This is a genomic window from Paenibacillus sp. LjRoot153, assembly GCF_964253085.1.
Taxonomy (GTDB): Bacteria; Bacillota; Bacilli; order Paenibacillales; family NBRC-103111; genus Paenibacillus_E.
In genome coordinates this window covers 96,704-117,546 of sequence record NZ_CAXUQH020000002.1, presented here as the reverse complement: position 1 = coordinate 117,546, position 20,843 = coordinate 96,704, and the positions used below count along the sequence as shown (strand labels likewise).

The following is a 20,843-nucleotide window of genomic DNA, read 5'->3' as shown; positions in this document are numbered from 1 at the left end:
ACTTTGATTGAAGGATTCTCCCTTCATTTTGATATGGAGGGCTTTTTATTTCTTAGTACTTACTTGAGCATGTGAGGAATAAGAGATTTATAAACAAAGCAGTCGAAACTCCATTCCGAGTTTCGACTGCTATTTGTTGAAATGCCATGGTTTTAATCAGTATTTTTCCGGCGTGCTTCTTTATAAATTAATTTTGGAAAGTTTCTTAATCTAATGGCCACAACCCACTATTCGAATTCTTAGCTTTCGCTAAATTCCATAACGGCGGTACACATCAAAAGAGTAACGACGCGACTGACGTATTGGACCAACTAAAATGGTATCAGCTGGTTGTCCTGGATGCATACTAAACCCCTGTCCAGTATTAATAGTTGTGGTTTTGTATGGACAAGGGTTCGATTTCCCGAGGTGAGTCGGACCCCTGAACATTTCTTCTTAATATCTTGCTGATCTACTTTTTAGTTCATTAGCTTCTAGCTTCATAAAGTGCCTTTTTCTTGCTCAATAATAAGCCGGAAAATATCATTCGATTGCACATAATCTTTACTTAAAAATAAGAAAAACGTAATGTCTGTATGTTTACCATTCGTTAATTCGAGCTTTAACAGTAGCTTCTGCACCTTGAATAGATGATGACGATATCTGAAAACTCTTAGCAGTTCATTTGGAAACAACTGTACAAATTGCTTCAAAGCAGCCTGAGATGTAATATTCTTCTGCTTAGAAATATAATCCATTGAATGATTAGGTGTTTAAATCGAAACAGTACCCACCACGCTGTCGCATTACAATTTTCTGATACAGATCCTGCGGATCAAGGATATAGCTTTATGTGCCAGAATATATATCCAAATTCTCGTATGGAACTATGTACAGATGTCGCTCTTGTAGGTCGGCCAGCGTCTTTGCGCTGCCATGAAACGAACCCTTAAAACTGATGCTTTCTAAAATAACTCTGAATTTGATTTTTTTACTTATCAATCTTAAAGCACCATCCTTAACAAAATTACTTAATTGAACGATGAAACATAATGTAAACAAACATAAACAATAGTAATGAGATAAAAGTAGAAAGCCAGCTGAGTAAATATGGTGGATTAGGTTGTATAATGAAAGAAAAAACACCATCACCACTTTTTCCAGAAACTCCAAAAAACAAACCATACACCATGTTCAAACCAAAGTGCATGCCTGCACTTGCCCAGATGGCGTTCGTTTTGTAATAGGCGTAAGTTAATCCTAAACCAAGCGCTAATGAAAAAATCGTATTTTGAGCATCGAAGCCCTCATACCATATATCATCTAACGCATAAACTATCAACGCAATGATGAATACGTACTTTGGAGAGACATTGTCTTTAAAATGATTAAACACCAATCCACGAACGACCATATCGCTAATCAAGGAACCAAATCCATAACCCAATATGATTGCAACAACTTTAAAAACTGTGTTACGGTCAATAATAACACCAGTGAATGTGTATTTAGATAATATAAAATAAAGCAGAAACAAGAGCGCCCATGCAATAAAGCCAAGTAAAAACCCTAATCCCAGATGTCTTTTCCATCCCTGTCTAAAAATGATACCGTACTGATCAATTCCTCTGTTATAAAGCTTCTTTGCAACTACAAAAGCAACAATGAAGAATGATAGAAGGTGAATAAAGCGCAGCACATCATTCATGGGAAATAGTTGCGGAATTAAATTAAAATAAGAAGCCAAGATGACATATGAAACAATAAATGTGATAAGGTGATATGGCAATTTCTTTTCCAAAGTAAGTTCAATCCCCTATTTCTATGAACTTGTAATTTCAGATTATTCATGTATTCAGGATACATGTTGTCTGTAAAGCAATTTATAGAAGATACCAAAAATGTACTAATAACATTTAGGTTATTCGTGTCGATATCTGGATTGAAGCCTGACCGTACAGATTGCAATCCTCTTGGGGTTAATGCGCGCAAAGCGATATAGTTATGTGCACTCTTGGATAAACCACTGTAGATCTGGTACATCAATTCTGATTCTACAAGGTTTTGTACTAATTTTTAAGTGACGCTGGACCACCAAATATAGCATACCATTTTGGATAGAATGTACCTTTCATTCTTTCAAACTCATCCAATATGGGCTTAAATTCCGGTTGGTTGATGATATCTGTATGGTGACGAATTGCTTCATTCATGAGCTGAGCATCTGTTCCAAGTATGTCTTTGGCATCAATTGCGTCAGTCGCAGCTTCAATCTGCTGCAGGTGATAACCTACCTTATAAGCACTAGCCCGTTCCACGGTTTTTTGAGGATCGCTAAGGATATATTTATAAGCCACATAAGCATCAAGAAAACTCCGATTATTTATTTCAGCAGGTGCACGCAAACCATTTTCAGCACAAATTTTAACACCATCACTTAATTCAATAATTCAACTTGATTTTTAGTATCGGTCAACCCTTTTTCTGTCTGAAAAGCTTGAAGTTCAGTTTGGCCAAATGCAATGGAATACCCTAAAAGACTATGTATATTTCGAATTACCATTTACTCCCAACTTCTTTTACGAAATTTAGATCCACTTGTGAGAATCATACTAGCAAAATTTTAGGTTATGAACAGGGCAAAACTATTACGAACTCGAAGTAGCGCTGTTCCTTGATGAAAATAGAACAATATAAAGGTCGAAGCGCAGCTAAATGCCCTGATACCCGCGACATTTTGCTGAAAACAACCGGTGAGACATTCGAGGGTAAAAGAGATCGATGAAAATGGCTTGAGTCGGTTTACAACGGCACACCTGGTCCTAGGATGCTCACCTTATACGTACTTAGTTCTCCGAAGGCGTATCTGGCACCATCGAAAGTGATGGATTCCCTTCCTGTTTTCAAAGGCACTCCAATTGTTCACGAGGGTTCATACGAGGTCACGACCTCTGATGATGGTTTTCGATAGTCTGCGTTGTTCTGTGGGCTGGACTTCTCCCCTGTTCACCTCTCCTTTTTTATTATGAAGAACGAATTCAGAAGAAAGTAAACAAGCTGACTCCGGTTGAGTACGGTCGCCATCTTGTTTACTAGGGTTATTAAAGTCTACTAAATTGGGGCTTGACCAAACAGGAATGAGTTGCTAATTGTATGATTTTTCTATTTTTGTAGTAGCAGCGTATTACATAAACCTACGTTAATTATTATTGTTGCGTTTACATATCAGAAGCCCGATTTAAATATGTTTTCATTAATCGATCTTTAAATGTATCTTGTTGCACTAAACATAAAAATAACTATTCATAATCGACTCCCAAATTTTCTAATTATAGACGATTTTGTAGAGAGTACGTTAGATGATAAAAACTCTTATTCAATTCTTTATCAATTTTTTTTGTTAATATGCGAATAATAGAAATTGATCATAACATCCAATTTCTCTGATAACTCTAATATAGGAACACTTGACATCGTGTTACCTATTAGAAACATCTGAACCATATCACTTCTAAGTATCTCAATTTCCTGTTCGATATCTGATAAGTTCAAAATAATACCCCTTACAATTTGAATTAATGGGACTATTTTACTATTACTTTTGAACTAATGCAATACATTTTCCAGTAATTCATAAACGCATTATAATGAAAGGGGATACAATTTGACTAGCTCGTTTTCTCATAAGAATATGGGTGAAAATAAAAAAAACACCAACAGTTAAGTTGATGGCTTTAGGTTGTTGCCTATTCAAACATCTTCGCTAAATCAGTCTTACATATTCCCTCATTAATTGTGCTTGCATTAAGGCGAGTTATGTCGAAATAAATCTCTACTTGTTTAGGCAACAGCATGATGTTGCTCCCATCACTGGTATTCCATTCAGTCTTTGTTCTTCCATCTATGTTCGAAATATAAATCATGTATACATGTATAGTTAAAGACAACGATGACTATAACACTAGTTTTATTTATACGCTGATTTTATTTGTCTCCTCGGTAACTGCTGTTTGCTCTTCAACTTCCTGCATTTGTTCGGCGACGACTGATACCGAGCAGCGAATGCTATTCAGATTTTTACGAGTTCTCTAATTAACTGTGTTCCCGTATGTAGATAAGTAAGTTCAGGAAATGAATTTAGTTCTGCTAAATCATGAAGTCTCTTATAGATTGTACGTAAAATGACGGAATCAATATCCTGAATCATGCTTTCATAAGCAACGTAATCTATAAAGCTTACTTTTACTAAATAATCAGTGTCCCTAAGAGCAACAACTTCTTCTTTTGAAAGATAATTTTTTTGATTTATTGCTTTCTGATATAATTCAACACACTTAGTGCTAACAAACTGTTGTCTTTCTCTTCCTGAAGAATCGGTTATCGTTAAAATACGTTTAATAGGTTCAAGTGATTGTTTTTTCAAATAAACAATTTCATGGACTTCAATACTTTCTAAAAATAAACGAATAATAATAGCATCTTGGGGATTACGGCACTGACTTTCAATTTGTATAAGTTTTTCGACTGACAAATCATTCATTTGTTTTTAAGTCATTCCCTTCAATTGTGTTAATTGGTGTAAGGCAGCAGAAACCATCTTACAGGAAATGTACGGAGAATCTTGTCACATAAATAGATGTATAAAAAAATATTTTTCGACATTAAAGCCGTTGTCAGCGTAATATCTATTCGTATTTCGATCAATCTATGGTAATCCAAACTACCATTTCGATTCCCATATCTATTTCTGCCATAAAGAACACACTATTCTTAACAGAAGAAACCACAACGAGCGAAAAGAGAGGCCCGTTGAACGTTAACTTCAGAACGGATGGTGGCCTCCTAGCAACGTGGCGTATCGTCTCATTGGTACTTTTCTGTATTCCTTCTTTCCACTGAAAGTGAACAATAGATGTTGTTTGTTTTATTCTCTCTCTGTTCTTCAATCCGCGAGGAAATCAAGGCTTAATATGGTGTTGGGATTACGTTGAGAATTGCGGCAAAAAAAACAGGAAGCCTGTTACGTTTTGTTATATAGTTATTGGTTGTATAACCACTGTTTTAAGTTGTTTTCCATTTGATTCGCTTTTACTATAAGTTCAGCAGAATGCATCCACATTTTCAATCACTTTATCTTTTATCGTAGATTATAAGTAAAATATTTTTTGCTCTGTAATGGAATGCATTAGCTCCTAGCTCTTCAGTCAGGAAATAAAATGATTAACTTTGAATAAATTGGTTATGGCATCAATAGTTATTATTCTCGAACTAACAGGAGTAGCTTTTGAAATGTGAAACATTTGTTCGTCACCACTACTAAGAAGGACCAGTATAGCTGACTTCTAAGGTGTACTCACTTTTCCACCTTAGGTGAATGCCGTCTTTTATATTTCTTTGTAAAACAAAAATGACACCTCTATTTGTTTAGAAGTGTCTTTAAGATGCAATTCAAAATATTATTTAGCTTTTACAATCTCTCTACCCTTATATGAACCGCTGTTTATGCAAACAAATTCGTACATTTTTTTCCATCATGTCAATTGACCGTAATGCTTTTGGTTATTTCGGCGCATCAAAGTTATGCGCCTTCGCCCAGTTGGCACCACCCGAACTGGTGGTGTACATCACGCTAGGCTGCGTATTGTCATTCGTGATCAGCCAGCCCTGATTCGCGTCTGCCATGCCCAGCAACAACTCGCCGTAGCCAGTGAACGTCTCTTTGCCGTTCTCCCAAGTTTTGCCGCCATCCTTCGTCAATCCGATGGAGTTCGGCTTGTCGCAGCTCAGGCACTGCCCGCCCATGAAAGCTACGTCGGGGCTTACAACGTAGAGTGGCCCGGGCTTCGCACCCGTGTTCTTAGGGCCTGTGTTGTCACCTACAGGGAAACCAGGGGCTATTCCACCTCCAGCGGTGCTGTTTGCCAACACTGTCTGCCAGGTTTTTCCGCCGTCTTTTGTATGGAATAAGGAATACGACGTTTGGTTCATCCCTGATCCGCCGATGAGCTCAATCCAGGCATCGTTCTCTCCCGCAGAACGAATCACTGTTCCTGTGAGTGAGGCTGCGTTTTTGCGGGACATAACTCTGTTCCATGTTTTTCCTCCATCCTGTGTGCGGAGAACATCCACGGTATCCTTGCCTGGCTTGACTGCCCATCCATTCTTGGCATCGCGGAAATAAGCATCTCCAGTGATGCCATCCGGCACCGGCAGATTTGTCCAATGTAACCCGCCATCCACGGTATGGGCGTTCCCACTGAACGCTTCCGATTTCGATATAAAATGAAAGAATGCCGCCGTATTCGGCACTCTGCCCGCGGATGTCCAGTGCTGGCCGCCATCCTTGGTACTAAGCAGCTTGCCCTCATCTCCAATGCTGGCCCATGCCTCTTGCCCATTCAGTGCAAACAACTGCTTGATCTCGCCGCTGCCCTCATATTGAACCTGCCACTGCTTCCCACTATCAGTTGTGTGGGCAATCCATCCATTGCCACCGATCCAACCGACCTTAGCATCCGCCAAGCGGATAGCCGTTACCCCGGTCATCGCCACCTTCGTCGGCTTATTGCTTGTTCCCGCGATTGGCGTTTTTGAGGGATTCGGCGATACGGTCACCTGCGGCGTTGCCGTTGCTGCCTCTATCGACTGTGGCGATTCTGACGCGTTCACGGCACTGTTCGTAGTTCCAGAAGATTTGCATCCAGCAAGTGTCATCATCAAGGTTAATGCCAATATCGGTACAATTTTTTTATTCATGTTCTGCACCCCTTCCACTTTGTCAATCATCTTTAATGACGTAACTTTCGGCCAAAAAGTTGAGGGTAAAATATAATAAATTTTCTCTTTAGGTTTATCGATTTTCCGCTTTATTGTCATGCAGTTCATTCATATAACGTTTTTTTATGAGCTATATAAATTCACCTTTATTGAATATTCGTGAAGTGAAGTAGTAACACAATGCTGCCTGTTTGCATGCTTCAATTGTTCCCCGATTGCTCACAAAACTCCGTCGGGAATATGATAATGTTCTTGTCATCCGACATGACTGCTACGTATGACTTGTGTCTCATAATCCATTGTTGTTAATGAATTGTTTTAAGTAAAGATTCTGGTGCTTGTTGGAATGTAGCGTATGTCATCTCGGACATTCGCGATCTGTCATCTATACCTTGAAATTTTTAAGCATTTCCTGAAAATCAACCGCCATCTTACTCATCGTGCTTGAAACTATGTTAATTTCCTGTATTGTAGCTAGCTGCTCTTGAGTTGCCGAGCTTACTACCTTGGCACTTTTGGAAGTCTCATTCGATATATTCGTCATCTCTTCCACTGATGCTGTAACTTGCTCAGTACTCGCCGACATCTGTTCAGCTGATGCTGAAATTTCCTGTACTTGACCAGTTACAGTTTGAATAGAGGAGCGAATAGAGCGGAAGGAGTCTCCTACCTTATCCATTAGTTTCACGCCAGATTCTACTTCTCTCGCTCCATTTCTCATGGCTTCAGTTACGCTTGCTGTATCCTGCTGAACCAATGTGATCAGTGAAATGATCTGGTTCGCAGAATCTTTCGATTGCTCGGCCAGCTTGCGAACCTCTCCGGCTACAACTGCAAATCCTCGACCATTCTCTCCTGCACGTGCTGCCTCTATCGCTGCATTTAATGCCAGCAAATTCGTTTGTGAAGTAATTTCCGTTATAGCACTTGTTATTTTACTAATCTCTTCCGACTGTCGAGTCAATTTATCAGCTAATTCCACAGATTGCACAACTCCGCGTTTAATCGTATTCATCTGCGTAATTGCTGCATCAACTGCCTTATTGCCTTCTTCAGCAGCCCTTAAAGTGTCTACGGAGGTCTCCGAAACTACTTGTGCAGACTCAGCGATGCGTTGAATGCCGGCAGCAGACTCCTGCATAGCAAGCGAGGATTCCATACTCGCTTGAGATGTAGCTTCCGCATTTTTCGTCATGCCTTGAATGCGATCCTTTACCTCAAGCGCCGTTTTACTGACCTCTTCTGTACTAACATACAATTCCTCAGCTGACTCTGCTACCTGATTCGCACTGTTATTGATTCCGGAAATCAATTCGAGCAGGTTTCTTTTCATTCTATTGAAAGATGTACCAAGCTCCCCAATTTCATCACGACTTTTCATGTATAGGTCGCCTTCTGTTAAGTCACCCCCAGCAATTTGGTTGGCCGCTTGTGCTATTCGGGAGACGGGGACGGAAACCATTCGGCTAATTATAATGGCTACGGAAATACCAATAGCAATTGCAGCTACGCTAATCCAAATCACTATCTCGATTGTTGTATTTACAGAAGAATCTGTCTGCTGACGTGTCTCGTCCAACAGCTTTTGCTGAACATCTATAATTTCGTTCGCTTTTTGGAAAAAGTTTTTACTTATTTCATTGCCCGTAGTAGAAATCAGATTACTGAGTTCAGCACTCTTGTTCTGATTTTTATACTCCTGCAATTGTTCCGCATACTTCAAATATTGCTCATTCAAGTCTTTTAAATCCTGAAGATTTTGTTTAACTGCAGGTAAATTCTCCATGCCTTCGAGTATTTTAAATTTTTCATCATAGATGCTTTTCGCATTTAACCAATTATTCATGCTCGATTGGTTTCCTGATAGCACAAAACCTCGCATTTCCTTAAATTGCTCCCTCAACTCCGAAACCATATCTTTGACGAGAATGATTTTCGTAACACGATCGTCAAGGAGAAACTGATAGCTATTGTTTACTGATTGGATTTTTAGAAGGCTTGTTGCGGATATTATTAGAAGTAATAGAAGCACCGAAGCAAACGACAAATACTGTTTTCTTGCAATAGTTAGTTTCATGAGATTAATTCCTCTCGATGTATAGTATGTGGATATTCCTCGAAGGTTAAAGTGTAAATGCACCAACATCAATAGATTGTACACATAGAATTTTAAATGCTCTTCGTCATGTAACGATTAATGTTTGCAGAAGATAAAAAGGTCGTGAGGCTGTTTGATTTTAGTTGTAGCTCCACCAAGCTTTAATCATTGCTATTTCCTTTGGTTTGCTATCCAGCGCAAAATCACCATAATTTCCGGCCATTTTTCTTTGAAACGGTAGTTTACTCAATACGACACATCAATACGCTCACTTTTGCAAAATGCGATAACATCCGATGGACAATCACAAACCCATCGCCACTTCCGAGAATAAGTTCAATGCTTACACTAATGGATCACAATTTGCTCTAAGTGTTGGAGAATCAACAAATGTATTGGCTCAATCAATTTTTTGTCAGACATATTTCCTTGTATAATTGTCTAAATGTTTAACTATCAATGCGAATTTTGCGGTATGCTTCAATAAACGAAATGACATCTACGCTTTTCCCCCTCTTTTTTGCGAATCTGGCCACTTGTACGAGTGTTTCCCAAAATTCATTTAGAACAGGAGATTCGAATTCGTTTTTTTCTTTGGGGGCTTCTAGTATATGGTTATCTTTCTTTTTGTTCAGGTTGCCCTCGTTATAAATATGATTTTGAAATTTGTTTTTTTTCCATTGCTCATCGGTCAGACTCTTTATTCCCAATTTACGCAATTTTAGGCGCACAGAAGCTACGGGACGAGATAATTCTCTAGCAATTTCAATAGGAGGATACACAGAGGAAAGGCTGATCATCTTTTCCAGCTCTTTTGTGGTCCAAGGCTTTATTTTCATATTAGTAACCCCACTTCGTGTAAGAATAGTTCCAGATTTTATGATTTTATTAGTGTTCGTATAATTTGTTTATGTATATAGCACCTCTATTTCTTAGCATACGAGGTCAAGGTAATTAAGTGCACATTGAAGCATTGGGAGTGATTTGTTTCTCACTCAGAACGAAGGTGTTTCTGTAAAAATTTATAAAGTGCTTTCAATTCTAAAGGTTTGGAAAATAGATAACCTTGTATGTAATCACATTGGAATGTTTCTAATACATTTAACTGTTCTTGCGTTTCTACACCTTCAGCAGTTACCTTTAATTCCAAGATCTGTGCTAAATTAATTATTGCTCTAACGATTGCTTTATCTTTCTCTAATATTAAGGAATTTGTTATAAATGACTTATCAATTTTAAGCCCTGCTATCGGAAACAATTTCAAATAGCTGAGTGAGGAATATCCCGTTCCGAAATCATCAATATACACTTGGATACCCATATTCTGAAGGTCTCTTAATATCTCAATTGTATTTTCGGTATCCTTCATTAAAAGACTTTCTGTAATCTCTAGCTTCAAATTTTCTACTTTGATAGGGATTTCTTCTAGAATGTTTAGGATTGTCCTCAAAAATCGATTTCTATGTAATTGTGGAGCAGAAATGTTTACTGTTACAAATAAATCTATTCCAAATTTTCCATTTAGGTGTACCACATCTAAAGAGGCTTTTTTTAATACCCAATCACTAATACTATCCATTAACCCAGATTCTTCAGCAATAGGAATAAACTCTATCGGTGATATATTTCCCCTAATGGGGTGATTCCACCTAAGCAAAGCCTCCAAACCTATTACATTATATGAACTGACACTAACTATGGGCTGGTAATATATTTCTAATTCTTGACGTTCAAAAGCATTTATTAAATCTTTTTCTAATGTAAATTGTTCGAATATTTGTTCACCCATCCCTTTGGAATAAGTTTTGTAACTATTTACTGATTGTTCTTTAGCTAAACCTTGATATACTTTTTCTTTTACTTCTTTTTTTTGTCCAGTTATTTTGCTTTTGCTATCTGAAATATCACGTGATATTACAACAAAATATTTTAAATGTCCATCATCATCAATTACAGCTTTAAATTCCGATGAAAGATATTTCGATTTTTTTGTGGAGCTTGTAAAGTGATAAACAGCCTTGAACCCCTTCAGTCGAAATAATAATTCTTCAATCTCATTTAACATTGCATGATAGTCTTCAGGGTGAACAAAAGACAGAATATCCTTTAGGTACTGTGGCATTTCTTTACCAAAATAATTTCCGTGTATTGAGGTGAACAAAATGAGACGTGCATTTTTATTCCATATACTTATCATTTCAGAGGAATTCTCTAAAAGAATGTTAAACATCCATGAGTATTCACTTCTCAGCAAGTCTCCACAGTTATCTTTGATATTAATTTCTTTTTCCACGACCATCTAAACCACACCTGTAGTATATATTTGAATAGACAATTATAAAGTTTTCTATCCAGAGGAGATATTTACTTTCTGAAATGAACGGAAATCACTAAAGCATTGTTTATTAGAATATGCGTCCATGTTCTCGAAAAAGTGTAGCGGAACAGGCAGTGGGGTTAATGGATTTCAGCGAAGTGTACGAGTGAAAGGAACCAGCGGGGCACGCCGACATCACTTAACATAGGATTAATCAGCATTTTTTGCTGTAAATGGTTAAAATGAAGTATCGTTTCAAATGTGTTGAATCAACATCGAGACCCGATGCTAAATACCGACCGGTCCGTATTAAATTAGCATAGTTCTGTGTTTGAGTCAAGAACGTTTTTTGGACAAGTATTGAAAGACCTTTTCTCTCGCATGCTTGGTATCTTCAGGATGTGTTTTATCTCAATTCCTTTTATAATAATTGAGCACAAAGTATACCTTGTTGAATTCTTTTTAAAGATAATGTCTACCCGTTCTTGCGCCGCGACCGACATGCTGATAATACTCTTTAATTGATTCAGGAATGTGGTAGTGAATAATGCCATCTATATCTGGGATATTCATCCCCATACCGGATGCTGATGTAGTGAATAGTAACGGGATTATACCTTTTTAAAGCTCTCTAATTTGTCTCATTTCTGCTCATAGCATAGATCGGCATGAAAATAACTACTTCCCGGATAGCTCCTCACACTTTTCTTTACTGTCATATAGACTAGCACCTTTTTTAGTCGATATTGATCAATGAAAGAAACCCATCTTGTCCCTTTTTCCTTCTTCCTCCTTCCCCCTTTAAATTGGATTCCCCATTGACTATGCAATGTGCTTCATCGATGGCAACTAGAGAGTTATCACAACCGGCAGCGAGCGGAAGTTCCAGCGCACCGAGCTGGTAAATGAGTGATTTCCCATTGATTACTTCGGGAAAATAAGTTTGGAGATTCCTACTCTAGTGGCTGTCGTGCTTTTCTCAATTTTTTAAGAGCGGATTTGTACTATAACGGGTCATATTGTCAATATTGGTTGGAAGTTGTGGTATTCAGCTCTATTCTATTTATTCGGTATGTTTTACCTTAGATGGAATTTATTTTACTTAAAAAATCAAAATAAATGAAAAAGAGAACCTTATTAAAGATCCTCCATTTAAACATTAAACTTCTGAATCATTTCCCGTATGACCGAGTCCAGCTCCTGGATCTGCGCTTGCAGTGCCGACCTCATTTCTGTCTGAACCATGGATCTCCATCAATATTAATAACAATAATTTGATATACGAAAGAATCACTTGCATTGTTTTTGAAAAATTTGATTATTTGACATCACGTCTCCTTAGTTTTGCCTGTGCCCGGTTTACGGATGACTAATTCGGCCACGGCCAGGTTAATCAACCAGCTCGTTCCCATCTGTAGTGCACCGCTGAGCTCGCTCGGCGGGCCAAAGATCAATAAACAGACCAACTGTGTCAGTATCTGCGTGCCTAAGCCAAGCCCGATTGCATAACCGCGAATCATCCAAGCTTTGTGCCGTATCACGTCCCCTCGCCGAATCGCGGCCAAGCCGAGGATGATGGACACGACCATGGCCACTCCAAACAAGAGCCGCAATGCGTAAAGTAGCTCACCTGTGCCAGGTGGGTAGGAATAGAACAAGGTCATCCAAAGCGCTGAAAGCCCAGTCAGCAGCCCGCATACGATCAGAATCCGCCCGGCTGCGCGATGCCAGCCGGGGCTGTACTGCCGAAAAACGGTTGGGAACTGGAACGCGCCTAAGATGGCATACACGCTAGCGCTCAGGATATGCAAGACAATCGGCAGGGGGGATGCAAGGAAACGTGCGTTCTCCGGCGTGATTTCCGCACCGCCGACCACCTCAGTTACGCGGAAGGCGCCGAAAGCGATTGGAATTGCACTAAGCATGAGCAGTGCGGCGGCCACGAGCCACCCAGTCAATAGTGCTTTTATCGGTGCTTTGGTTTTCTGAGAAGTAGGTTTCTCTAAATCATTGAGTCGAGGCACCTTGTGGGCTCGACCATTATTTTTGGAAATCACTTTCATGTTCAGCTCCTTGTATGCTTTTACGCGAGAAAAACGAGAACATACGTTTAGTTCGCCAAATTCGGAAATCTTACATATAGTACAAAAATAATTTTCACAAATTAATTTATACCAGTAACGTTTTTAAGAGTCCTTTCTACGATCTGATATGGCTGCCCGGGGAACGCGTCAGAAAGCATGAGCATGAAATTCTCCATTTGGAGCGGCATGCATGACACAATCCTTCACTTTGGCTGGAATGGGATGATTCGGATCCACAGGGATCTCTTCGAAGTTTTGTATCAGAACCAGCTAACCCGATAACGCCTCCTCATAAAAGGTAACTGCCTCTTTTCCATTGCCGTATGTAATAATATAAGGATTAAGCTGATTGACACTATGTTCATCTCCTTTGTAAGGGTGCCTACAATTCCACAGTATAAGTAGGAATAATGTAAATCTGATGATGTTTTAACATCAGATTTTCTTGTTTAACGTTATTTGGGTCATCAAGGGGAAATAGTGTTGTTAAATCTATAATGATGTGTGAATGAATCTGTTACGTTTATCGCGATCCGAATGTGCCAGCCGCTTGCGAATGACCCATTCGGCTACTGCTAGGTTGATCACCCAGCCCGCTGCCATCTGAAGCGCTCCGGTGAGTTCAGTCGGCGGGCCAGAGATAAGTAATCCAGCCAACGGAGTCAGCGCTTGCGTTCCTGCGCCAAGACCGATCGCGTATGCGCGCATCATCCATGCGCGATGTCGGATCACATCCCCTCGCCGGATCGTGGTAAAGCCGAGTATGATTGACACTACCATGGCCGACCCAAACAAGAGCCGGAATGCATAAAGCAAATCGCCGGTGCCGGGCGGGCGGGAATAAAACAGGGTCATCCAAACACCTGAAAGCCCCACCACCAGCCCGCATACGATCAGAATCCGCCCTACCGCGCGGTGCCAGCCGGGCCAGCGAGTCCGGAAGCCGTTTGCAAACTGAAACGCTCCTAGGATGGCATACACGCTTGCACTCAGAATATGCAGCACCAACGGCAGGGGCGACGCAAAGAATCGTTCGTTGTTCGGCGTGATTTCTGCACCGCTGACCAACTCAGTTATTCGGAAAACGCCAAATATGATTGGAATGGTACCGAGCAAGAGCAGTGCGAAGGACACGAGCAACCCTGCCGTTGCTTTTGTTGGCGATTTGGTTTCCTTAGGAGTAGTTTTCCCTACCTGATCTAGCCGAGGATCTTCACTGTAGATATTCACTCTCATTTCAGCTCCTTAGACAGATTTAGTAACCCTGTGTGCGTTTCACAATATGTTCAGAAGATACCGGGAGCGAAACTTACTCGATCTCGGTTTGGCGGAGCTGGGGGGGCTTCCCTTGCCAGATAAGGGGTACACGAAAAGAAATGTTATCCCCTACTCAAAGCTAGCATTTTATTAATATTTTGGTTTACTGAGCAATGCTAGAAATCATATTCACCGATGTTGCCGATTTCATTTGGTCGCTAAGACAATTAGAGTTTGACCAATGCTCCCCATCTGAGATTTAGTTATCACCCCAAAGTGATGACTACATTTCCTTTTTTGTGCCCTTGCTCGACATAGCGGTGCGCCTCGACCATCTGCTCTAGCGGGTAGCAGCGATCAATAATCGGTTTCAGCCTGCCCTTCTCCGTAAGTTCTTTGAGAAAAGTTAGATCTTCTTCGCGTGGGACAGCTGTCCCGCCGTTGACAGTATTTAGATAATATCCTTTGTTCTTCAGCGAGCTTTTACATTGTGATTGTGTAGTCTTACCTACCGTATCAAAAATAATTTCGTAGGTCTCGCCGTTTTTCGTAAAATCCTCTTGCGTGTAGTCAATGACCTTATCGGCTCCTAGAGATTTCACCATATCAACATTCGCAGTACTGCATACCCCGGTGACTTCCGCCCCAAAGTACTTGGCAAGCTGTATAGCAAAAGTGCCTACACTTCCCGATGCGCCATTGATGAGGACTTTTTTCCCGGGCTGGATGTTGCCTTTTCTGAGGAAAAACAGAGCGGTATTTGCTCCGATAGGAAGAGTAGCGGCTTCTTCATAGGTGAAATTGTTCGGTTTTGTTACCACTGCCCCATCCTCGGGCAGACATTTGTACTCGGCGTGTGCACCAAATTTTGCCTTGAAGGTGGATGCAAAAACCTGGTCACCTGCCTTAAACCGTGTTACTTTTTTACCTACCGCTTCAACTTCACCGGCTAACTCCATTCCGAATATCGGATTTCTTGGTTTCCTAAAACCTAATGCGATTCGAGCGGGTAGCCAGAACATGGGGGGAACTGTAAAACTTCGCATTCTACAGTCCCCGACGTTTACTGTTGTCGCATGCACTTTTACTAATATTTCATGGTCTTTAGGCGTAGGTTTTTCGATCTCTATGAGCCGGAGAACCTCCGGTGGTCCGTATTTGGTTGCTACAGTTGCTTTCATTTTAGAATCCATCCTTATTATAGGGTGTGTTGCTAGTAGCTCATCACTTTCATTTTGGTTAACAAGGAAGTAAGTACAGATAACTTGAAGCTTTTCACTTTAATATCGTATCACCGTTATCTTCAAGTAGAATGGTGAAGCCCCCGAACTAGTCGGTTTCTATTTGTCTGTGCAACCTGTTCAATTTACAAGTATCTTATCAATAATATGGTATTGACGATAGACACTTTAGTGTTAATTGAAGGTGTTGTTTTTACTTTTTGAAGGAAAGTATGTTGAGGAATAATGACTCTTTAAGCAACTGTGACCTGGGAGATGAAAGAAATGCCCATCTTACGGGTACTTTGCATATATAATCGAAGTTATCTAACAAGCATGAGAAAATGGAACTGGTATATGGAATATGAAAAAGTTAAAGAGCAACCCTAACAAATTTGATAATAATTAGACATAATTCTTCTTCATCCAATCCGTTATACCAAGTCCCTCTGATTCATGTAATTCCTCGACATCAGCTATTCTAATTAAAGAACCATTTGTGATTGCTATAAAGCTATCTAATATCGTTTCTATTTCCTTTATCTCATGGCTCATCAAGACTAGTGTCTGAGTTTCTAAGCCAACACAAGAAAAAAACTGCCCGGAATCTAACATAGGCAGTCTTAATTAAATATGTTGAGAAAGACCTCAAAATATGGTTTCCAAGAAGCCCTTCGCATGACGTATTACTTTCCTAAAAAGTATTTGTTCCACACTTTTTTAATATTTGTCAATATTGTTGATAGAAATTACAGTATTAGAGTGAGACAGAATTGTAGAACCTACGCGGAAATACGAAATCGACATTTTTAAAAATAACCTGAATAAGTAACGGAGTAGTGGTCTAGGATTTGAAATAAAATCCTAATTATGCTTACAGCATGACCGTTATCCATTTTTGAGTTGGTTTTTCATATTAATCATAGTTGTACGACTCCGAATTATCCGCAATTAGGTGATTTTCATTATATCTGCTTCCTTACGAATTTTTCGGAATGCACGGATGCTTTTGAGTGACTGACGGAGGAATAAGCCAGGAAAAAACCTATAAATGAATGTCAGTATACCGACATACGAAGGAAATGATATAATCGCTCGGTTTTTCGCGACTCCTCTCAGGACAAGACGAGCTGCCTCGTCCGGGTCAACCACTTTGACAGGAATTTGTGAGATGACATCCTGAGGACTCGCGTTAAAAGTACGTACATTTTCAATAAGTGAAGTTTGGATAAAGCCAGGACAAACGGCAGTAACTCTTATCCCTAAGTCCAAACCCTCATAACGAAGTGTTTCAGACAACCCGACCACACCGAACTTGGACATGACATAAGGCAATTGGGTCGGACCTGGCGCAAGACCAAGGCCGGATGCCGTATTTACTATATGACCAAACCCTTGCCGTACCATGGCTTGGTAAGCATAATGAGATCCATTAACCGCGCCTTTCAAATTAACGTTCAATACCTTCATGACTTCATCTAGTGGTAGATCTCGAAACTCGCCGATCACGGTAATACCGGCATTGTTAAACATAAAGTCCAATCTGCCGAGTCGAGCCATTGTTTCATTCACTAGCTTTTCTATCGATGTAGGTTCTGTTACGTCGACGTGGCATGAGGTCGCTTTACCACCCCGCTCGAGAATTTCCTGCATAACCCCTTTTGCGGCTTCCGCGTTCAGGTCTGCAACCGTAACGTCTGCCCCATAAGCCGCCAACTGCCTGCATAGCGCTCGACCCAGTCCAGAAGCTCCCCCCGTGACCACGCATACTTTTTCTCGAAAGATACTCAAAACGATCAACTCCTTGAGAGAATTTTGAATGTCGCCACTAATTCTATGACGGGATGATCACCTTTTGTCGACACCAGTTAATTTGACTTCAACATATGCTTCTAATCCTTCAATCTTATTAGAAATAATGAGACTTATGTCGGTAACAGTAATTTCTGTCACCGGCTGAATTAGTAGGATAAGAACCTGTCGACTTTCCTCAATTCAACCGTTCGTTGTTCTCTTTGTCAATTCACTTATATCTTTCTGTAAGATAGGCAGTATTCCACTTCCACAATCGAGCAAAATTTTGTGGATTTTTATTTCATTTAAGACACCTTTCGGGTTTAGGTACAATTTCCAAAAAAATTATTAAAATCCAGGCACTATATTTTCTTTAAATGTTCTGGGACACAATTAGGGTGAAAGTCAAATTTCAAAAGCGGGTACCTCTTAATGAACTCTCTATCCTCTTTACTTAAGACTAGAGAACACTTCTTACAAAAGACTTCCTCATCTTCCCCTACTTTTATGCCCTTTCTAACATAAATGTTGAGGTCTTCCCAGCCCATTTCGTAGCCATCAAATGCATTACGTACACTCTCACTAAAAGCTAAATCGACCGCGTTAGTAATCCCGTTCTCATCAATTTCTTTAAATCCATAACCGTCACGGAAGGACTCCCCGATATACACCCGAACGACGGTTTTAACAAAACCTTGATGCCGATCTACCTGGTATTCTCGAATTTCCTTACGGTATGCTTCGCCAGCAATCTCATTGGCGCGATGTTCATACCATTCGACAGGGATAAATTTTCGATCTTTATTATCTTTATGTGTTTTTGTAGTTCCAAATGGTTCCTTCAAAGCGTGCCAAATTTTTTTCCAGTCCATGCAAATCACCCACCTTACTTTGTTAAATCCATTTTCCCGAATTTCTTAACGTATTTATTAAGCGCTTGATAGAATTGAAGCGCATCGAGTACCTTGCTCTGTACCGAAAGTATGAATGTAGTAAAGTGCACAGTCCCCTTATCTGTAATTTTACAGTAGTAATTGTAGTGCTTATCTTCATCGTCCCAGTACCGCTCAAGAAATCCCTGTTCATGCATGGATTTGATTCTACGGCTCATATACGATAGATTCACGCCAACACGATTAAGCGTTGTTACCATGAGCTCATCTAATTCTCGTACGTATCTCGGTTCAGCCTGAACCTCGCCTAGTACAAAAAAGTCGATGAGTTCCTCGACTTTTAAAATGCGGCTTACTTTCGTAGGTGTCGTCTTAACAGATTCATTCAATTTCTTATGGGGGACATGGTCTGTAAATCTTTTCACGTACTTATCAAGTGATTGATAAAAATGAATTGCCTCTTGTACTTTACTAGGCACGGACAGCATCATTTTCTTAAAGTAGGCTAGACCATCATTTGAGATTCGACAGTAGTGATTGTAGCGTTTGTAATCATCATCCCAATACCGACCAAGGTATCCTTGATCATGCATGAAATCAATTCTACGGCTCATATAGGAAACATTCACGCCTTGTTTTAGCGTTGCCACCATGCTTTCATCAAGTTGGCGAACATAACGTGGTTCATCCTGTATCTCACCTAATACATAGAAGTCGATGAGCTCCTGGACTTTTAAAATCTGACTTACCTTTGTTCTTTTTTTTTCTGATTCAATCACTTTATTTCTAGCCAACTTGAAACTCCCCCTGGCTTAAAATCAAACTTAAATGAATTTAGTATCCGTGAACGTTAAATGAAATCAATTATCAAGATCATATGGCACTAATAAAGCGTCATTCGCTGCTTTAGCAGCCTCTATAAACCATTCATTCGATAGTCCATAAATTTTATTGGCTAATAATGTCCACATGGCCTCATCTTCCTTAGAAAGCGAGTTCCATTCCACACAGAGCTGCGGGTCTAACATACGTGCGTTTGTCACGGTATGATGGAACCAGACCGTACTTATGCCTTTATCCATAGCAACGCTGCAGCCGATCTGAAATGGATCGTCGCCTCCATTCTTCAAGGAAACAAAAAAGAAGAATTCTACTGAATTCGGTCTTGCTTCGATAATGCGATCCCACGCCCATTGTGTTTCAAGCAAAGTTTCACACAGTTCATGGGTTCCAAGTGCGTTAAGTAAAATACCGTACACCCTTTTATCGTCACCGACTAAGTAAGTGATTGCTTTCAACGCGGTTTCATCATCAAATCCCTGGCGAATGAGGGAAAAGATGTCTCCGAATTTATCATCACGTATCGCATAAATGATTTGTAGAAAAGTGTTCCCGTTCATTCGGATACTCCTTTGATAGGTATTTGCTAGTTGACCGATCTTAGTCTGAACATGGTGAGATGACCTTGTAGCTCGCCGCTCCTTGTAAACCAATAGCAGATATTTACGGCATTGTTACTTCTTTATATTTTTGATAGAGGATTTCATGTAATTTCATCTTCCATTACGGCACACACATTTCATTACCATTTAATGTTTCAAACACTTGCTATGGTTTTTTCTTACGCAGCCACTTTTTAAGACTCCAGGTTACATATTTAACGTCTTTAAGTTCGAAATTGTAGGAGGCATTCTTTCATCTTCTCTGCGGTTAATTACAAATGTATTTTTTTAACATACGACTTGTTCACCTACCCTTATGGTAAGTAATAAGAGAGATGCTTCCCAACTTTAATAGCTGGTTATTCTGAGAATAGGGGAGGCAAGAAACCTCTAAACAACCCCATTCCTGAGATTATGTACGAACTATAGTTCCTATTGTATCTCAAACAGGTAGAATTTGTAAACATGTATCCTAGAAACATGTATCTTAATACAAACGAAACTTAAAAACCTTATTCTGACCTTTTGCCTGCTCGCCCGCTAGTTTGCCTGTTCGTTCGCTCTCCTGATCCATCTTTTCGTTCGCCTCCTTACAATCCACTTATCACCTCTTTTATGTATGCATATTTACTCATACCTCTGATACTTTCATCAAATCCCTCCTACTCACTTCCTTTGTTACTAAAATACATTAAGCACCCTTGCTATCCTCACTAAATCCCTAACTATTTTTTTGCCTTTGATTTTATTGTATTTCCATTCAAACAATCTCTAAGCCAACGCTGCCGCACCGACACCCTACCAGACTATACGTACCTAGAAAAGTAAATTTAAACCGTGTTAGACTAGCGTCTTCTAAGTAACAACAAATAATGGAAATAGAAAAGGAAAAGGATCAGAATAAAATTATGGTATCAAAGGCCTCGAAATGCAGGGAGTAGCAGGCTTAACAGGCGTGGAAAGAAGAAGCGGTAGGGGTGGA

At 39.9% G+C, this 20,843-nt stretch carries 18 protein-coding genes; all 18 read right to left on the bottom strand.

The window, feature by feature from the left end; translation table 11 throughout:
• Positions 1 to 479 precede the first annotated feature (479 nt).
• The 18 genes from ACSQ8P_RS35865 to ACSQ8P_RS35780 all read right to left on the bottom strand — a co-directional run bounded on the left by ACSQ8P_RS35865 (position 480) and on the right by ACSQ8P_RS35780 (position 19,819).
• Positions 480 to 737, bottom strand: a complete 258-nt coding sequence (locus ACSQ8P_RS35865) for a hypothetical protein (RefSeq protein WP_436239763.1) — start codon at positions 735 to 737, stop codon at positions 480 to 482.
• Positions 738 to 744: 7 nt separating this feature from the next.
• Positions 745 to 822, bottom strand: coding sequence for an arylamine N-acetyltransferase (locus ACSQ8P_RS35860; protein WP_436239994.1), 78 nt, complete (start codon positions 820 to 822; stop codon positions 745 to 747).
• A 184-nt stretch (positions 823 to 1,006) separates the two neighbouring features.
• Positions 1,007 to 1,780, bottom strand: a complete 774-nt coding sequence (locus ACSQ8P_RS35855) for a CPBP family intramembrane glutamic endopeptidase (RefSeq protein WP_436239762.1) — start codon at positions 1,778 to 1,780, stop codon at positions 1,007 to 1,009.
• Positions 1,781 to 2,048: 268 nt separating this feature from the next.
• Positions 2,049 to 2,426: a DUF5677 domain-containing protein gene (locus ACSQ8P_RS35850; RefSeq protein WP_436239993.1), complete on the bottom strand. Its 378-nt coding sequence runs from the start codon at positions 2,424 to 2,426 to the stop codon at positions 2,049 to 2,051.
• A 940-nt stretch (positions 2,427 to 3,366) separates the two neighbouring features.
• Entirely contained in the window at positions 3,367 to 3,531 is a 165-nt protein-coding gene (locus tag ACSQ8P_RS35845; protein WP_436239761.1) for an aspartyl-phosphate phosphatase Spo0E family protein, read from the bottom strand.
• Between the two features lie 517 nt (positions 3,532 to 4,048).
• Positions 4,049 to 4,519, bottom strand: coding sequence for a hypothetical protein (locus ACSQ8P_RS35840; protein ID WP_436239760.1), 471 nt, complete (start codon positions 4,517 to 4,519; stop codon positions 4,049 to 4,051).
• Between the two features lie 1,019 nt (positions 4,520 to 5,538).
• Positions 5,539 to 6,735 (bottom strand): hypothetical protein, encoded by a 1,197-nt coding sequence (locus tag ACSQ8P_RS35835; protein ID WP_436239759.1) that lies wholly within the window; start codon positions 6,733 to 6,735, stop codon positions 5,539 to 5,541.
• A 406-nt stretch (positions 6,736 to 7,141) separates the two neighbouring features.
• A complete protein-coding gene (locus ACSQ8P_RS35830) occupies positions 7,142 to 8,833 on the bottom strand; it encodes a methyl-accepting chemotaxis protein (protein WP_436239758.1) in 1,692 nt (563 codons plus the stop codon).
• A gap of 470 nt (positions 8,834 to 9,303) precedes the next feature.
• Complete coding sequence (locus tag ACSQ8P_RS35825; RefSeq protein ID WP_436239757.1) at positions 9,304 to 9,693, bottom strand: hypothetical protein; 390 nt, start codon at positions 9,691 to 9,693, stop codon at positions 9,304 to 9,306.
• Positions 9,694 to 9,845: 152 nt separating this feature from the next.
• Entirely contained in the window at positions 9,846 to 11,153 is a 1,308-nt protein-coding gene (locus ACSQ8P_RS35820; RefSeq protein ID WP_436239756.1) for an EAL domain-containing protein, read from the bottom strand.
• A 480-nt stretch (positions 11,154 to 11,633) separates the two neighbouring features.
• Positions 11,634 to 11,783 carry a helicase-related protein gene (locus ACSQ8P_RS35815; RefSeq protein WP_436239992.1) on the bottom strand — a complete coding sequence of 50 codons (150 nt, stop codon included), beginning with the start codon at positions 11,781 to 11,783 and terminating at the stop codon, positions 11,634 to 11,636.
• Positions 11,784 to 12,499: 716 nt separating this feature from the next.
• Positions 12,500 to 13,234, bottom strand: coding sequence for a DUF2306 domain-containing protein (locus tag ACSQ8P_RS35810; RefSeq protein WP_436239755.1), 735 nt, complete (start codon positions 13,232 to 13,234; stop codon positions 12,500 to 12,502).
• 513 nt (positions 13,235 to 13,747) lie between these two features.
• Positions 13,748 to 14,485 (bottom strand): DUF2306 domain-containing protein, encoded by a 738-nt coding sequence (locus ACSQ8P_RS35805; RefSeq protein WP_436239754.1) that lies wholly within the window; start codon positions 14,483 to 14,485, stop codon positions 13,748 to 13,750.
• A 293-nt stretch (positions 14,486 to 14,778) separates the two neighbouring features.
• Positions 14,779 to 15,693, bottom strand: a complete 915-nt coding sequence (locus tag ACSQ8P_RS35800) for an NAD(P)-dependent alcohol dehydrogenase (protein ID WP_436239753.1) — start codon at positions 15,691 to 15,693, stop codon at positions 14,779 to 14,781.
• A 990-nt stretch (positions 15,694 to 16,683) separates the two neighbouring features.
• A complete protein-coding gene (locus ACSQ8P_RS35795) occupies positions 16,684 to 17,523 on the bottom strand; it encodes an SDR family NAD(P)-dependent oxidoreductase (RefSeq protein ID WP_436239752.1) in 840 nt (279 codons plus the stop codon).
• Positions 17,524 to 17,888: 365 nt separating this feature from the next.
• Entirely contained in the window at positions 17,889 to 18,398 is a 510-nt protein-coding gene (locus tag ACSQ8P_RS35790) for a hypothetical protein (protein WP_436239751.1), read from the bottom strand.
• Between the two features lie 14 nt (positions 18,399 to 18,412).
• On the bottom strand, positions 18,413 to 19,213 hold the full coding sequence (locus ACSQ8P_RS35785) for a hypothetical protein (RefSeq protein ID WP_436239750.1): 801 nt from the start codon (positions 19,211 to 19,213) through the stop codon (positions 18,413 to 18,415).
• Between the two features lie 66 nt (positions 19,214 to 19,279).
• The gene (locus tag ACSQ8P_RS35780; RefSeq protein ID WP_436239749.1) at positions 19,280 to 19,819 is read right to left on the bottom strand and encodes a hypothetical protein; all 540 of its coding nucleotides are present in this window, start codon (positions 19,817 to 19,819) and stop codon (positions 19,280 to 19,282) included.
• Positions 19,820 to 20,843: the final 1,024 nt, after the last annotated feature.

Excerpts from the sequence above, each read along its gene's own strand:
- ACSQ8P_RS35800 (WP_436239753.1), bottom strand. The coding sequence starts at position 15,693 with ATGAAAGCAACTGTAGCAACCAAATACGGACCACCGGAGGTTCTCCGG.
- ACSQ8P_RS35825 (WP_436239757.1), bottom strand. The coding sequence starts at position 9,693 with ATGAAAATAAAGCCTTGGACCACAAAAGAGCTGGAAAAGATGATCAGC.
- ACSQ8P_RS35820 (WP_436239756.1), bottom strand. The coding sequence starts at position 11,153 with ATGGTCGTGGAAAAAGAAATTAATATCAAAGATAACTGTGGAGACTTG.
- ACSQ8P_RS35790 (WP_436239751.1), bottom strand. The coding sequence starts at position 18,398 with ATGGACTGGAAAAAAATTTGGCACGCTTTGAAGGAACCATTTGGAACT.
- ACSQ8P_RS35780 (WP_436239749.1), bottom strand. The coding sequence starts at position 19,819 with ATGAACGGGAACACTTTTCTACAAATCATTTATGCGATACGTGATGAT.
- ACSQ8P_RS35810 (WP_436239755.1), bottom strand. The coding sequence starts at position 13,234 with ATGAAAGTGATTTCCAAAAATAATGGTCGAGCCCACAAGGTGCCTCGA.
- ACSQ8P_RS35835 (WP_436239759.1), bottom strand. The coding sequence starts at position 6,735 with ATGAATAAAAAAATTGTACCGATATTGGCATTAACCTTGATGATGACA.
- ACSQ8P_RS35840 (WP_436239760.1), bottom strand. The coding sequence starts at position 4,519 with ATGAATGATTTGTCAGTCGAAAAACTTATACAAATTGAAAGTCAGTGC.
- ACSQ8P_RS35865 (WP_436239763.1), bottom strand. The coding sequence starts at position 737 with ATGGATTATATTTCTAAGCAGAAGAATATTACATCTCAGGCTGCTTTG.
- ACSQ8P_RS35830 (WP_436239758.1), bottom strand. The coding sequence starts at position 8,833 with ATGAAACTAACTATTGCAAGAAAACAGTATTTGTCGTTTGCTTCGGTG.